At 33.7% G+C, this 13921-nt stretch carries 15 protein-coding genes; 12 read left to right on the top strand and 3 right to left on the bottom strand.

All coding sequences use genetic code 11. The features are described 5' to 3' along the window. The first annotated feature begins 144 nt into the window (after window positions 1-144). The gene (locus Q0787_RS18650; protein ID WP_298904773.1) at window positions 145-825 is read left to right on the top strand and encodes a carboxypeptidase-like regulatory domain-containing protein; all 681 of its coding nucleotides are present in this window, start codon (window positions 145-147) and stop codon (window positions 823-825) included. A gap of 24 nt (window positions 826-849) precedes the next feature. Further along, entirely contained in the window at window positions 850-1857 is a 1008-nt protein-coding gene (locus Q0787_RS18645) for a hypothetical protein (protein ID WP_298904771.1), read from the top strand. 77 nt (window positions 1858-1934) lie between these two features. Here Q0787_RS18645 and Q0787_RS18640 read toward each other — a convergent pair whose 3' ends face one another. Continuing rightward, complete coding sequence (locus Q0787_RS18640; protein WP_298904769.1) at window positions 1935-2291, bottom strand: hypothetical protein; 357 nt, start codon at window positions 2289-2291, stop codon at window positions 1935-1937. 283 nt (window positions 2292-2574) lie between these two features. On the opposite strand from Q0787_RS18640, the gene Q0787_RS18635 reads away from it, so the two are divergent. From Q0787_RS18635 to Q0787_RS18620, 4 genes are all read left to right on the top strand, one after another. Continuing rightward, entirely contained in the window at window positions 2575-3366 is a 792-nt protein-coding gene (locus tag Q0787_RS18635; RefSeq protein WP_298904767.1) for a LytTR family DNA-binding domain-containing protein, read from the top strand. A 64-nt stretch (window positions 3367-3430) separates the two neighbouring features. Continuing rightward, on the top strand, window positions 3431-4510 hold the full coding sequence (locus Q0787_RS18630) for a serine hydrolase (protein WP_298904765.1): 1080 nt from the start codon (window positions 3431-3433) through the stop codon (window positions 4508-4510). A 169-nt stretch (window positions 4511-4679) separates the two neighbouring features. Then, window positions 4680-5264 (top strand): Crp/Fnr family transcriptional regulator, encoded by a 585-nt coding sequence (locus Q0787_RS18625; RefSeq protein ID WP_298904762.1) that lies wholly within the window; start codon window positions 4680-4682, stop codon window positions 5262-5264. Between the two features lie 185 nt (window positions 5265-5449). Beyond that, the gene (locus tag Q0787_RS18620; RefSeq protein ID WP_298904759.1) at window positions 5450-6625 is read left to right on the top strand and encodes an NAD-dependent epimerase/dehydratase family protein; all 1176 of its coding nucleotides are present in this window, start codon (window positions 5450-5452) and stop codon (window positions 6623-6625) included. 83 nt (window positions 6626-6708) lie between these two features. Here Q0787_RS18620 and Q0787_RS18615 read toward each other — a convergent pair whose 3' ends face one another. Beyond that, window positions 6709-7092 (bottom strand): hypothetical protein, encoded by a 384-nt coding sequence (locus tag Q0787_RS18615; RefSeq protein ID WP_298904756.1) that lies wholly within the window; start codon window positions 7090-7092, stop codon window positions 6709-6711. Window positions 7093-7212: 120 nt separating this feature from the next. On the opposite strand from Q0787_RS18615, the gene Q0787_RS18610 reads away from it, so the two are divergent. The 3 genes from Q0787_RS18610 (at window position 7213) to Q0787_RS18600 (ending at window position 9113) form a co-directional block, all read left to right on the top strand. Then, on the top strand, window positions 7213-7890 hold the full coding sequence (locus Q0787_RS18610) for an RNA polymerase sigma factor (protein WP_298904753.1): 678 nt from the start codon (window positions 7213-7215) through the stop codon (window positions 7888-7890). An 81-nt stretch (window positions 7891-7971) separates the two neighbouring features. Further along, complete coding sequence (locus tag Q0787_RS18605) at window positions 7972-8349, top strand: VOC family protein (RefSeq protein WP_298904750.1); 378 nt, start codon at window positions 7972-7974, stop codon at window positions 8347-8349. 71 nt (window positions 8350-8420) lie between these two features. Continuing rightward, window positions 8421-9113 (top strand): YafY family protein, encoded by a 693-nt coding sequence (locus Q0787_RS18600; RefSeq protein WP_298904747.1) that lies wholly within the window; start codon window positions 8421-8423, stop codon window positions 9111-9113. A gap of 34 nt (window positions 9114-9147) precedes the next feature. On the opposite strand, the gene Q0787_RS18595 is transcribed toward Q0787_RS18600, so the two are convergent. Next, window positions 9148-10527, bottom strand: a complete 1380-nt coding sequence (locus Q0787_RS18595) for a vanadium-dependent haloperoxidase (RefSeq protein ID WP_298904746.1) — start codon at window positions 10525-10527, stop codon at window positions 9148-9150. 323 nt (window positions 10528-10850) lie between these two features. Between Q0787_RS18595 and Q0787_RS18590 the strand changes: the two genes are divergently transcribed. The 3 genes from Q0787_RS18590 to Q0787_RS18580 all read left to right on the top strand — a co-directional run bounded on the left by Q0787_RS18590 (window position 10851) and on the right by Q0787_RS18580 (window position 13920). Then, complete coding sequence (locus Q0787_RS18590; RefSeq protein ID WP_298904745.1) at window positions 10851-12506, top strand: serine hydrolase; 1656 nt, start codon at window positions 10851-10853, stop codon at window positions 12504-12506. A 104-nt stretch (window positions 12507-12610) separates the two neighbouring features. Then, complete coding sequence (locus tag Q0787_RS18585; RefSeq protein ID WP_298904744.1) at window positions 12611-13384, top strand: hypothetical protein; 774 nt, start codon at window positions 12611-12613, stop codon at window positions 13382-13384. 8 nt (window positions 13385-13392) lie between these two features. Beyond that, window positions 13393-13920 (top strand): nuclear transport factor 2 family protein, encoded by a 528-nt coding sequence (locus tag Q0787_RS18580; RefSeq protein WP_298904742.1) that lies wholly within the window; start codon window positions 13393-13395, stop codon window positions 13918-13920. Window position 13921 lies beyond the last annotated feature (1 nt).

The following is a 13921-nucleotide window of genomic DNA, read 5'->3' as shown; positions in this document are numbered from 1 at the left end:
CTTGTTTCGTCAAGATGGTTTTTTTTTCTAACTAAACAAAAACTAGAGTTTACTCATTAAAAGGTAGCGCTCGCTAAACACCTGTTTTTTTACATACTTAGTATCCATAGGTTTGAATGTATAATAACATTTAAAGACGACACCATGATTAAACCATTCAACTTAGAGATTAAAACACCTTGTTCTGAAAATTTCAACCAATTTACAGCAACTCAAAAAGGTGGATTTTGCCAGTCTTGTGAAAAAGAAGTTATTGATTTCACAAAAATGAACGCTCAAGACATCAAAACTTACTTTAAAAATAAAAGCAATCAGAATACTTGCGGAAGATTTAACAGCAACCAATTAAAAACTTACAATCAAGCGCCTAAGCAAGAAAAAAAACTAAGTTTTATTAGTGCTATTGGTCTTGCGTGTTTATCATTTTTTTCATTTGGCACACTACAGGCTCAAGACATCAAAAAGCAAACCCCCAACACAAAAACCGATGATTCTAAATTTACGGTTAAACAACAAGAAAAAGAGTTTTTTGTAAAAGGAACTGTTTTTGACGAATCTTATCCTTTACCTGGCGCAAGTGTTATTTTACAAGGAACTACAAAGGGCGTACAAACAGATTTTAATGGTAATTTTAAGTTTCCGGATAAACTAAAAAAAGGAGATGTGCTCGTTTTTACTTATGTAGGCATGAATTCCCAAAAAGTTGTTATTACAGATAAGCACACAGCATACAATATTACATTACAAGTAGACATGACTGCTACAGAATGTGTTCTTATGGGGAAAGTTGCTGTAAAAGAGGTCTACAAGTCTAAGAAAAACTAATAGTGTACAATTAAATAGGTATTCATGAAAAGGCTCATTCCCACTTTAATTTTTATTTGTCATATATCTTACGCTCAAGTTTCAGATTTTAAAAACATAGATTTCACAAGAGCAGACAATATTGCAAAACTTAATAAAGGTGCGAACCTAGATAATTTGGCAATACTTGCGCATAATCTTACCTCAACGCTTCCAACTCAAGTTGAAAAGTTTAGAGCTATTCATACTTGGGTTTGCCATAATATTAAGGCCGATTCTAATCAGCATGATATTGTTGCCAGAAAAAGAAGAACCCTAGAAAATGACAGTATTGCATTTATGAAATGGAATAATTCATATAAAAAAATAGCATTTCAAAAATTATTAAAGCGTAAAGAAACCATGTGTACAGGCTATGCTTACCTCATTAAAGAATTGTGCTTTTTAGCAAATTTAGACTGCGTTATAGTTGATGGTTATGCAAGAACAATTGACTCTAACATTAAGAAACTCGAATCGCCTAATCATTCATGGAATGCTGTTAACTTAGGTGGTAAATGGTACTTAAGTGACGCCACTTGGTCTAGTGGATATATTAAATCTGGAAATGTTTTTGTGAGAGATTATAATGAAGGCTACTTTTTGGCAGACCCCATATTATATGCAAAAAGCCATTATCCGTTAAACAAAAAATGGCTGTTAGATGATTCACTCATCAATAGTAAATTTGTGGCAGGACCTTTAGTTTATGCCGAAACTTTTAAACAACATATTACACCTTTATATCCAAAGAAAATGAATGTTGATATAAACAAAAATACAGAGATTAGTTTTAGCTTCAAATCTGAAAACCCAATCTCAAATAAAAAGATAGCCTTAGTAAAAATTAATAGAACCCATGAAACGTCTTTAACTATTTCCGATTTAAAAAATGAAAACGGATTAATCTCATTTAAACATCTATTTAAACATAGAGGCACTCACGATGTTCATTTAAAAATTAACAATGATATTGTAGCCACGTACACAATACATGTTAACAAAATGAAATAGTTAAATCGTTATGTGTTATTTACTAAAAAAAGCCAAAACACATGTTTTGGCTTTTTAGTGCAAATACTCCAAAGCTATTAACCAACTTTAGATTTAACGTAGTCTTCTACTTGGTCTGATGGTATTTCCTTTACATCTACAATAAAATCACCATTAGCACCAGAGATGACAATCTTTGGGGTAAATTGCCCAGGAAACGATCCATGCACTTTATAAGGTGTTGTTCCTTGTCCTATAGGCCCTGTCCAACCCATAGAATCAATTTTAAGTCCACCAACAAAGTGCTCATCACGCTTTAAGGTAAATCCGTACGAAAAATTTTGAGCGTCACCTTCAACTTCAATAACAAAAATTCCAGGTGTGCGCAAACCTGTCCATAAATACGTTGCTGTTGTCTTACTTGCATCTACTGGTTGTTTCATATAAAATCCCATAATATAATATTTTAGAGTCACCTACTCTATTGCATTGGCTTTTCGGTTATCGCCAGTATTAAATACTAAAAACAGCTTTTAATACAATTCAAATTTCCAAAATCACCTGTCTAGATTTTAGAGCGCAATCACTTATTTTTCAAATGAGTAATATTACCTACAAACAAAAAAGATATACGCGGTTTTTAATTCAATTCTACGCCATAAATTGTTAGTATTATGCATCTGTATTTTAAGTTATATTCAGAAAAAACTTAACTTGTTTCCAGCAAACATGTTATAAATGTCGAAATTACCATTAAACACTTCTTATAAATACCATCTACTTATTGGTTTAATTATTAGCTTATGGCTCGTTCTATTTTTAATTCTTATTGCGCCTTTTGATATTGCCGAGCTCACTTTTGCTGCCCGTTTAGAAATTTTACCAACTTATGGTCTCATAAGTTTTCTTGCCTATACTATATTGATTCCTATTCAAAATTGGATATTCAAACGTTTTAAGACTTGGACCATTGGTACTGAATGTATTTTTATTGTCCTATTCAATATTATTCAAATCTTTATCTGTTATGGATATTATAAGTCTAGCATTGTTAATGGCAACTATGATTTTCAAAAATTCGGACTTGAAATTTATCTTCCCATATTTTTTATTCTACTGCCTATAATTATTTTTTTAAGATGGTTTTTAAACAAAAAAGTTCCTAATCAAACACACAAAAAGCTCATTTTAAGAGGTGATAACAAACATGATGTTATACAATTGTTACCGGAAGAACTCATCTGTATATCAAGTGCAGATAATTACATTGAAATTAATTATGCAAAGCATGGAGAATTGCACAAGAAGTTATTACGTAATACATTAAAATCTGTTCAAAACGACATTAATGGTTTATTAAAAGTACATCGTTCTCACCTCATTAATCCTTCTCATTTCATAGAATGGAAAGGAAACAACACTATAATTTTAACACTTATGGAAGTCCCGGTGTCAAAACGTTATAGAGACGCCATTTTAGAAATGAATCAATCGTCCCTAAAAACGAATACTTTGTCCCAAAGTCAATAAATATGTGGCTTAAGGTTAAACGACTTATTAATTTTGATTTGAATTAATTTTTAAACTTCACATCATGACAAAGACATTTTATATAACAATTTTCATAGCATTCCTATCATATTACTCTAGTACTCAGGAAAAAATTAAAGCATCCAACGCTTTATTAGAATCATTAATAAACGATAATGTTGTTGTTGGTGCCTCTGGAGGGTTTTCAATTGATGGTAAAACCCAATGGAAATCTGCCGTTGGTTATTCTAATAAAAACGAAAAAATCGATTTTAATTCGGGCAGCCGAGTGAGAACGGCTTCAATCGCAAAATCGATGACAGCAGTTGCAATTATGCAACTTGTTGAAAAAGGACTCATTGATTTAAATGCGCCATTAGATCGTTATATTCCTGAGTTTATTCAAAACGGTAAAACCAAAATCACAACAAAACACTTATTATCACATACATCTGGAATAGGTGATTACAAAAATGATAGAGAAATTGAAAACAAAATTAATTACCAAACACTCTCGGAAGCCTATGATGTATTCAAAAACCGCAAATTACGTTTTGAACCTGGTACTGAGTTTTACTATACCAGCTATGGTTATGTTGTTCTTGGTATGTTAATCGAAAATATATCTGGACTATCTTATAAAGATTATATGCAACAGCACATTTGGGACGTACTAAATATGTCCAATACAGGCATTGAAATGGTAGATACAAATGAAGAAAAATCGAGAGTGATATACCATCGTGATAACAGAGGAAAGATTAAAAGAGCCAAAATTAATAATCTAAGTAATCGCACTCCAGCTGGAGGTTTATATTCTACAGTAGACGACCTTATTTTATTTGGCAATGCGCTCTTAAACAACAGTTTAATTAGTGCTGAAACGTTCAAACTCATGACGCAACATCATAGTCTAGAAAAAATAAATAATGGTTACGGTCTTGGATTTTACCTGTATGGAAAACAACCAGAGGAAGGCAGTATTATTGGGCATAATGGTGCTCAAAGAGGGACGTCTACACAGTTATTTGTTGTTCCAAGTAAGAACGTTGTTATTGTTGTGGTATCTAATACATCTGGCGCAATTAAAGAGGTGCAAACCGTTGCAGGAAACTTAATCAACATTGCACTTCGAGAAGAATAATTATGTCATGTCATGCGAAATCTCATAACAAAACGAAAAAAAGCATGCCTAGATAAAGTTACTTTTCTTGTTAATATAGACCGATTAACTAATATTTAGAGAGAATATCGACTCTAGCATACACATCTTAAAGGTTTTACGTAATTTAATGTGACCAACAACAGTATGAGTGCGAAGTGATAATTCAAAAATCAACGACATTTTTAAAGATCTTTCTTTTTCCGAAGAAGAAATTAAGATCATAGAATCTGTATTCCATAAATCCACCTATAAAAAAGGAAGTATTCTTTTAAGCGCGAATGATATTGTAGACAAACAATACTATATTTATAGTGGTTGTTTAAGGTCTTATCATATTGATTCGCACGGAAAAGAGCACACTGTCCAGTTTGGAGTTAAAGATTGGTGGATCAGCGACTATACAGCTTTCTTTTCTACATCCAAATCAATATTGAATATTGAAGTTTTAAGAGATGCCACACTGTATAGGCTCTCCAAAGAAGACAAAGAATATTTATATGCAAAAATCCCTCAGGTCGAATCGTTTTTTAGAAAAAAACTAGAACGTGCTTTCGCTGCTTTCCAAAAGCGTATACTATCCAACCTATCACAAACGGCCACAGAACGTTATATAAGTTTCATCAATAAGTATCCTAACATTGAGCGCAGTGTAAAAAATTATCATATTGCTTCTTATCTAGGAATTACCACAGAAAGTTTAAGTAGAATAAGAAAAGAATTACTCGCAAATTAAATTTCTTATCATACATCAATTTTTTTAAACATTTTTCATTCTAATTTTGCACAAATAGTAAGATTGACATAACCCTATTGTAGATCCCTATGATTAATAGCTATGAAAGCACAAGTAGAAGACACTTGTGCTTTTTTTTTATAACTTTAGATACTACATACTAAAAGTTTAAAAGCCAGCTATAGATGAAAACATCAAAATCGAGACGTCAGTTTATTAAAAAAGGAGCTTTAGCTACTCTGGCTATACCTGCATTTAGCACAGGTTTATTGGCTTGCAATTCTAAAGAACAAAAGGCCATTACTAATATAGCTAAATCCGAGAAAAAACTCAATATTCTAATCTTAGGAGGAACGAGTTTTTTAGGACCTCATCAAATTGCTTATGCCATCTCACGCGGACATAAAGTATCTACATTCACTCGAGGAAAAACCTTACCGACAGTCCATAAAGACGTATTTAAACACGTAGAGCAACTTGTTGGTGATCGAGAAGACAATCTTAAAGCATTAGAAAACAGAACATGGGACGTCGTCATTGATAATTCTGGTCGAAAAGTAAAATGGACAAAAGACACTGCTAATCTTTTAAAGGATAATGCAGGTTTATATATGTATACCTCTTCTACAGGTGTGTATTATCCCTATAAAGGAAATCGCATTACTGAAGACACAAAACTTGTTCTTGAAATGCCAGAAGGTCTAACTCCAGACGAAAAGTATGAGCAAGATTATGGGATTATGAAAGGAAATTCTGAGCTCGAAGCGATTAAGGCCTTCGGAAAAGAACGGGCTATTATTATAAGACCCACGTATATGGTTGGACCTGCAGATCGAACCAATCGTTTTCTTCATTGGCCACTACGTTTTGCTAAAGGAGGTGACATATTAATTCCAGGGAAACAAGGAGATTTTGTACAATATGTTGATGTAAGAGATGTTGCCGAATGGTATATTAGATTGGCCGAAAACAAACAATATGGAACCTACAATGCCGTAGGTCCAGAGGCATCTCAAAAAATGATTGAGTTTGCAAAGCAAGCATCAAAAACTTTTGATGTCCAATCATCGTTTACTTTAATAGACGATTATGAGTTTTTAAAAAATAATGGAATTTACTATATGATTCCTTGGGTAATGCCAGAAGGGGACCATTACGGGTCGGCAAGAATTGCACACCAAAAATCAATAGATGCTGGGCTCACCTATAGAGATTTAAAAACAACGATTAAAGATACATACGACTGGTGGAAATCTGATGCTGTATCGCAAGAACGTAGAACGGCATATGAGAATGATGTTAATTCTGTTTTAAATAAAGAAAAGAACTTATTATCGGAGTGGAGTCTAATTAAGAATTAATAATTCGCTCGCCAATAAAAATCTATTAAAAAACCACCTCGCATTTCGCAAAGGTGGTTTTCTACTTAATACTAACTAATTTATCAAGCTCTGTTATTTTCTATTTTGTTTTCAGATAGTTTAGCCAAAGAGAACGCTCCTACTGCCATAACTAAATCTCTAACTGCCACGTCTATGTAATGCCCACTAAATACTAATGTCAATGCTATTACGATTAACCAGCCCATAACCACCAAAGCACCAATTTTTGGCTTTAAGAACACCAAAATTCCTGCGATAATTTCGATGATTCCTACAATCATCATAAAAGTACCTGCTTCCAATGGTATTAACTCTGAAAATCCAGAGGAAATATACTGACTCCAGTCGGTTAATATATTTACAAACTTGTCTAAACCTGCAATAATAGGAACAAGACCAAACGTGTATTTTAAAACTGTTTTCACTAACTCTACATTTGAATTCATAATGTTTTGGTTTTATAATTTTTAAATTTGTTTCAGGCTTTAGATAAAGGACCTATCAAAAGGTTACAAAATTTTGTAACTATTTCTGAATATTTATATCTAAAGGAAAAAGGCACATCAATGGAAGTCATCAAAATCAATGATTTTAATCATCATACCTTATCAGAATCGAACATTATTAAACGCATTCTGTCTGGAGAAAAAGAACTCTTTGAGATTTTATTAAGACGAAATAATCAAAAGCTATATCGCGTCATTCGAGGTTATTTAACCGACGCTGCTGAGATTGAAGACATCATGCAAAACACGCATTTGAAGGCTTATGAAAAGTTATACCAATTTAAGCATAATGCAAGTTATTCAACTTGGCTTATTAGAATTGGCATTAATGAAGCGCTTGCTAGACTAAAGACAAAATCTAAACTATATCATTTAAATACACCTCAACAGTTAAATAGTAATTCTATTTTGGAACAACCAGACACAACACAATTAAATCCTGAGAGTAGAATTATCAGACAAGAAACGCAACAGCTTTTAGAGAATGCGATTGACAAATTAGATAGTAAATACAAGACAGTCTACATTCTAAAGGAAGTAGAAGGCATGACTATAAAAGACATCGCTATATGTCTTGATATTTCAACAGCGAACACTAAAGTAAGGTTACATAGAGCAAAACATATGCTCAAAGACAAACTATTTGAGGTGACGACAAATGTCGATATTTTTCAATTCGGATTTAGTAAATGTGACCAACTTACAGCTCAAACTATGGCCATTATTTTAAAGAATTAAAATAAAAAAAGACCCCTGACATATTCTGACACATGCTCAAATATCTTTGCACTACGTTTAACAATTAAATCAATTTAAAAAATGAAAAATGCAGTGAACTGGTTTGAAATACCAGTAAAAGATTACGAAAGAGCTAAGCAATTTTATGCTACAGTTATGGACTCTAAAATTACCGATCTTCCCATGCCTGAAGACAATATGAAGTATGGTGTATTTGAATATGATGAAGATAATAATGGTGTTGGAGGTGCTATCATTGAAGGTGAAGGTCAAAACCCAACAACTGACGGAGCTACAATTTATTTAAATGGTGGAGAAAATCTTGAAACCGCTCTAAACAAAGTAGAGGCCAATGGCGGAAAAGTAATGATGCCCAAAACAGACATTGGTCAGTTTGGTTTTATTGCACAATTCCTAGATACAGAAGGGAATCGTGTTGCATTACATTCTATTCTATAAACTAGTGTTGGCTTATCAATCAAAAAACAAAGAGATAGTGAATTGCTATGTGGTTCACTATCTTTGTGCTTATGTCTCAATTATCAAGACTTATCTCTATATTAACCCTATTGCGATCTAAGCGATTGCTAACAGCTAACGAACTTGCAAGCAAGTTTAATGTTAGTGTTAGAACAGTATACAGAGACATTAGAAAACTTGAGGAAGCTGGTGTCCCAGTAATGACTATAGAAGGTAAAGGCTACTCACTCATGGAAGGCTATACTGTAGCTCCTATTCAGTTTACCGAAAAACAGGCCAATGCACTCATTACGGCAGAACACCTTGTTAATCAAACAAACGACTCTTCATTTGCCAACGATTTTAAAGAGGCTCTTACCAAGATAAAATCTGTATTTAAGACCTCCGTTCAAGAAAAAAGTGAACGCCTTAAAAGCAAAATCTATGTTTTTGACTCTAATTACGAAAACATCACTAGTAATGCCCTTTCTGAAATACAACTTGCCATTACCAATTTCAACTATGTAGAAATTTACTACCGAAAAGCAGAGGATCCTAATATCACATTTAGAAAAATAGAGCCCTATGCCTTTTATGTCACACAGCATAAATGGATTTTGATTGCTTGGTGCCATTTAAGACACGATTATCGAGCTTTTAGAGTAGATCGTGTTCAGAATTTTAAAATCTTAACCGAGACTTTTGAAGATCGAAAATTTAATCTGCAAACCTATTTTCAGTCTTGTCCTTATGATACTAAATAAGATACTACCCAACGGTTAAATCAAAAAACTCAAATTAGTTAATCGACAAATCCATGCTATTTACAGCATCCGAAATCTCATAACCTAGACGATAGCCTTCTGTACAATCTATACGCATATGAACACCCAAAGGAATTCTAGAGAATGCGTTTTCTTCTGCCATATCACTTAAAGCGTTATATGCTCTTGGCGCACCTCTAAATTCAGTTTCGCCTTCATGTGTTCTATCTGTAAAGTTAATATCATTTCCAAATACGTTTATCATTATTCCCGCTGCCGCTGAGGCAAATGTGGAATGCCCAGAAGGATACCCAGGAAACGAGGGATTTGGCCAAAAAATTAATCGATACAAATTGGTCTCATATTCTGAATCGATAAATTCTTCGATATATACATTTGGTCGCATCACCATATACTCATATTTATCTGCCCAACAGGATACAGCAGCATCATTAAGTGAAAAACCTAATTTCAGAAAAAGTTCTAATGTTAATTCAGAATCTAAATCAAATTGTTCGACAAGTTGTCCAGCAATTGAAAATTGCCTGCCTGGAGGACTCATCATTAAGCCTTCAACATCATTAGACCAAAACTCTGCAATCCATAAATCGTCATTATCCTCTACTTTTGCAGCATTATTTGATTCATAAACTTCATACATTTCATTGTAATATGAACTGTTAGTCGTTTCATTATAAATTATTGATGGCGGATTGGTTGTAGTTTCTTCAGAAGAAATCACAAAAGTTCTCACAGATTCCCAATATGGAAACAAAGCTCTTTCCTCGTCTGCACTGTAGGTCCAAAAACCATCACCAACAGGAGGCTCATATGATAAAGGTTGTGGCTCTAATATCTGCTGTTCGGCTTCTATATCTGTTTGGCTATAGGCAATGACACGTTCGGCTACGTAATTTCCCCAATCCCTCGAATCTTGTAATAAATCATTTGACAAACCTGCAGAGAATTGAGTGTCCTTTTCTTCTTCTAATTGCCCTATTAAGGTCTCAAGACCTCCTGTAACATTATACATGAAATGTTCCATCACGCGACTATAACATGTGTTTAATGCAATGTTTATATCTATATCAATGGCACGTTGACTATCATCAATAGTCAATTCCAAGAATCTAGCCTCGTTAGATGCATATCCTTCCATGTCATAGACACAAGTTTCGTAAGCGGCAAGGTGAATATAAGCAAGCGATCTTGCTGTGGCGGTTGGTCGCATACCAAAAGCCGATCGATCAATTTCGAGCCATAGATTATTCCAATCAATTATAAGTTGGGTTGTTTCATTTGTGATGCCTTCTGGTTCAATAACCGCAAAATCATCATTATCATTAGCGCAGGAAACGGAAAGTCCTAATACCAATAAGACTATTGGCATCCATTTTAAGTTTGGGTTTTTCATAATGTTAGAGTTTAAGTTAGAAAAAAAGCATAGCATTAATTAAATGCACCAATCACTTTAAAAATTAACCTGAATGAAAATTAGCAAAAAGTGAAGAGTTTAATTGTATAATCTCGACCTACTATAGATTTTAATTGTTTAAAAGCCTTTTTGAATTTATCATGAAGCATTTAGTAACTAAAACATGACCATATCATTTAAGGCCAAACCATAGACATAAAAAAGCACTATTTTTATATCAGTCCCGGCTAATAACCTGTAACTAAATTTCTATTCAGTCGTCAAACAATAAGTTAAACCATATTCAATTAAAATCAATCACGATGAAAACCAACCAACCCATATTAAAAGCACTCTTAGTTAGTCTTTGCTTTATCCTTACCTTCTCTACCACTGCTCAAAATTTAAGCGCCGAAATTGATGCTTATGTTAATGAACAATACAATTCTGAAACTCCTGGCGCCTCCATTTTAGTTGCAAAAGATGGTAAGGTCATTTATAAAAACGGTTTTGGAATGGCCAATTTAGAAGTTGATGTAAAAGCCGCTCCAAAACATGTATTCGAAATAGGTTCTATAACCAAACAATTTACAGCGGTCTCTATTTTAATGCTTGAAGAACAAGGCAAACTAAGCGTCAATGATGAGATTACCAAATACATTCCAGATTACCCAACACAAGGCAAAACTATTACGATTCATCATTTATTAAATCATACGTCTGGTATAAAAAGTTATACCAATATGCCAAGTTTCATGACCGAAGCAAGAACAGATATGACGCCAACAGAACTTATTGATAAATTTAAAAATGAACCTATGGAGTTCGATCCAGGAACAGCCTTTAACTACAACAACTCTGGCTATGTTCTTTTAGGTTACATCATTGAAGTGATTTCAGAACAAAGCTATGCCGATTTTATTCAAACCAATATTTTTGATAAGGTTGGTATGACAAATTCTTATTATGGTAGCATGACAAAATTAATACCTAATCGTGCTAGTGGATATTCTGAGGCTGACTCTGGATATCAAAATGCCAATTATTTAAGTTTAACCTTACCATATGCAGCCGGGTCGATTATGTCAACAACAGAAGACCTACTAAAATGGCAAAATGCTATTAGTGCCAATGTGCTCATTAAAAGGAGCTCTTTGGAAAAGGCTATTAATGGATCCCAATTAAATTCGGGTGAAGCCATTCCTTATGGCTATGGTTGGATAAAAGGTAATGTCAATGGATCCAGAACAGTAGAGCATTCTGGTGGTATTTTTGGCTATTCTACCAATGGTATTTTTCTCCCTGAAGAAAACGTCTATGTTATTGGGTTATCAAATTGTGATTGTGGTAATATAGGTGCAACTGTGTCTAATATCGCTGCTATGGCCATTGGAAAACCATTTCAGAAAATAGAAGATGCCATAAGTTTGTCCGAAAAACAACTTAGCAAGTGGGTTGGTGCCTATCAATATGATGGAGGTATTGTACGACATATCACCCTAAAAGACAACCAACTATACAGTCAACGAGAAGGTAGTACAAACTTAAAAATCTACCCAATGACTGAAACTAACTTTATCTTTGATGGTGGTGATACCTCGTATGATTTTTATACTGAAAATGGAGAGCGTATGGTAAAAATGACCGCTAATGGAAATGCAATAACTGGTAAAGGAATAGATAAGGCTCCACCAGCACAACGTGAAGAAATTACTCTAGCACCAGAAGTTTTAGCCAATTACATAGGAACCTACGAATTACAGCCAACATTTCATATTACTGTAAGTGTTAGGGACAACAAAATTTATGCTGTTGCAACGGGTCAAAGTGAAGTTGAACTGTTTGCTTCAGAAAAAGATAAATTCTTTTTAAAGGTCGTTCCTGCCGAAATCCATTTCAAAAGAAATGACAAAGGAAACATTGAGAGCTTAACACTTCACCAAGGTGGACAACAAGTTCCAGGAAAAAAAGTAGACTAATTGATGAAACATCAACGTATAAAAAACCATCCTGAAATATCAGGATGGTTTTTTTATAACAGAGATAAAAGCTGTAAATTAGGGCGTCAATAATCTGCAACACAATGGGACGTATACATCTTTTCGAATTTGAAGACCAGCAATGGTTTCCATCATTTCTAAGAAATTACGGAACAGATTTTTTGCAATTTTTATCAAACAAAGCCAAAATTTATAAGCCTATTGTTCCTGTTCTTGAAGAAGGACTTAGAAACAGTAAGACAAATCAAATTTTAGATTTGGCTTCTGGAGGTGGTGGTGGTTTGCTATGGCTTAATTCTGAACTAAAAAAACGTATCCCAGAGCTTAAAATTCTTTTAACCGACTTTTATCCTAATATTCCTGCTTTTGAATATACCAAAACAACAACAGATAACATCGGTTTTATAGCAAGCTCAATAGATGCCAGAAATGTTCCAGAATCATTAGAAGGTTTAAGAACACAATTCTTGTCATTACACCACTTTAAACCTAAAGATGCCGTTAAAATTTTACAAAATGCGGTCGACAGTAATAATGGTATTGCAGTTTTTGAAGCTCAAGAGCGTAGTTTTCCCAGTATTCTGGCTATGATTTTTTCACCACTTAGCGTGCTATTTACAACACCCTTTATTCGTCCGTTTAAAATTGGCCGAATCATTTTCACCTACCTCATCCCTATTGTTCCTTTATTTGTACTCTGGGATGGTATTGTGTCGTGTTTAAGAACATATTCTGTAAAAGAAATGAAATCGCTGGTAAATAGACTAGAGGATAGAGACCGTTTCAATTGGAAAATCAATAAAGTAAAATCTGGTCCAGGTGTTATATTATTTCTCCTTGGAACCCCTAAAAATTAAACTGTATTATGTTAAAAAAAACAATACTCATCATTGTACTTTTCCTTGCCTTCTCTACTCAGGCAAAAGCACAATCTATCGAAAACCTCAAAGAAATCAACCTTGTCTGGGATAAATTCTATAAGGCTTTTAGCACACTCAACTATAAATTAATGGCAGATATTCACTCCAAGAAACTAGTACGGATTTCGGGAGGAAAAAACATCATCGATTATGAAACCTATATTAATAATTATAAAACGGGTTTTAAAAGAGATGCAAATAACAACACTACTAGTAATATTTCTTTACGCTTTTTTGAGCGCATAAATACGAAATCTACAGCCAGCGAAAGAGGTGTTTATCAATTAGTACGCAATAAAGGAAAAGCAAATGAGCAAAAGTACTATGGCCAATTTCACGTAATTTTTGCTAAAGAAAATGGTGAATGGAAAATCACCATGGATTATGACTCTAGCGAGTTTGACACTATAGATAAAGAAGATTTTGACAAAGCCTATGCGATTGACGATTTCGAAAAATTCATAAAAGAGTAAT

This window comes from uncultured Psychroserpens sp., assembly GCF_947492715.1.
GTDB lineage: Bacteria > Bacteroidota > Bacteroidia > Flavobacteriales > Flavobacteriaceae > Psychroserpens.
The sequence above is the reverse complement of the archived record's forward strand: the minus strand, read 5'-3'. Positions and strand labels throughout refer to the sequence as shown.

What these genes read in the sequence shown, in the direction of transcription:
- Q0787_RS18580 (WP_298904742.1), top strand. Translation starts at nt 13,393, where the DNA reads ATGTTAAAAAAAACAATACTCATCATTGTACTTTTCCTTGCCTTCTCT.
- Q0787_RS18595 (WP_298904746.1), bottom strand. Translation starts at nt 10,527, where the DNA reads ATGAAAAACCCAAACTTAAAATGGATGCCAATAGTCTTATTGGTATTA.
- Q0787_RS18620 (WP_298904759.1), top strand. Translation starts at nt 5,450, where the DNA reads ATGAAAACATCAAAATCGAGACGTCAGTTTATTAAAAAAGGAGCTTTA.
- Q0787_RS18615 (WP_298904756.1), bottom strand. Translation starts at nt 7,092, where the DNA reads ATGAATTCAAATGTAGAGTTAGTGAAAACAGTTTTAAAATACACGTTT.
- Q0787_RS18585 (WP_298904744.1), top strand. Translation starts at nt 12,611, where the DNA reads ATGGGACGTATACATCTTTTCGAATTTGAAGACCAGCAATGGTTTCCA.
- Q0787_RS18650 (WP_298904773.1), top strand. Translation starts at nt 145, where the DNA reads ATGATTAAACCATTCAACTTAGAGATTAAAACACCTTGTTCTGAAAAT.
- Q0787_RS18605 (WP_298904750.1), top strand. Translation starts at nt 7,972, where the DNA reads ATGAAAAATGCAGTGAACTGGTTTGAAATACCAGTAAAAGATTACGAA.
- Q0787_RS18640 (WP_298904769.1), bottom strand. Translation starts at nt 2,291, where the DNA reads ATGGGATTTTATATGAAACAACCAGTAGATGCAAGTAAGACAACAGCA.
- Q0787_RS18600 (WP_298904747.1), top strand. Translation starts at nt 8,421, where the DNA reads ATGTCTCAATTATCAAGACTTATCTCTATATTAACCCTATTGCGATCT.
- Q0787_RS18645 (WP_298904771.1), top strand. Translation starts at nt 850, where the DNA reads ATGAAAAGGCTCATTCCCACTTTAATTTTTATTTGTCATATATCTTAC.
- Q0787_RS18590 (WP_298904745.1), top strand. Translation starts at nt 10,851, where the DNA reads ATGAAAACCAACCAACCCATATTAAAAGCACTCTTAGTTAGTCTTTGC.
- Q0787_RS18630 (WP_298904765.1), top strand. Translation starts at nt 3,431, where the DNA reads ATGACAAAGACATTTTATATAACAATTTTCATAGCATTCCTATCATAT.
- Q0787_RS18635 (WP_298904767.1), top strand. Translation starts at nt 2,575, where the DNA reads ATGTCGAAATTACCATTAAACACTTCTTATAAATACCATCTACTTATT.
- Q0787_RS18610 (WP_298904753.1), top strand. Translation starts at nt 7,213, where the DNA reads ATGGAAGTCATCAAAATCAATGATTTTAATCATCATACCTTATCAGAA.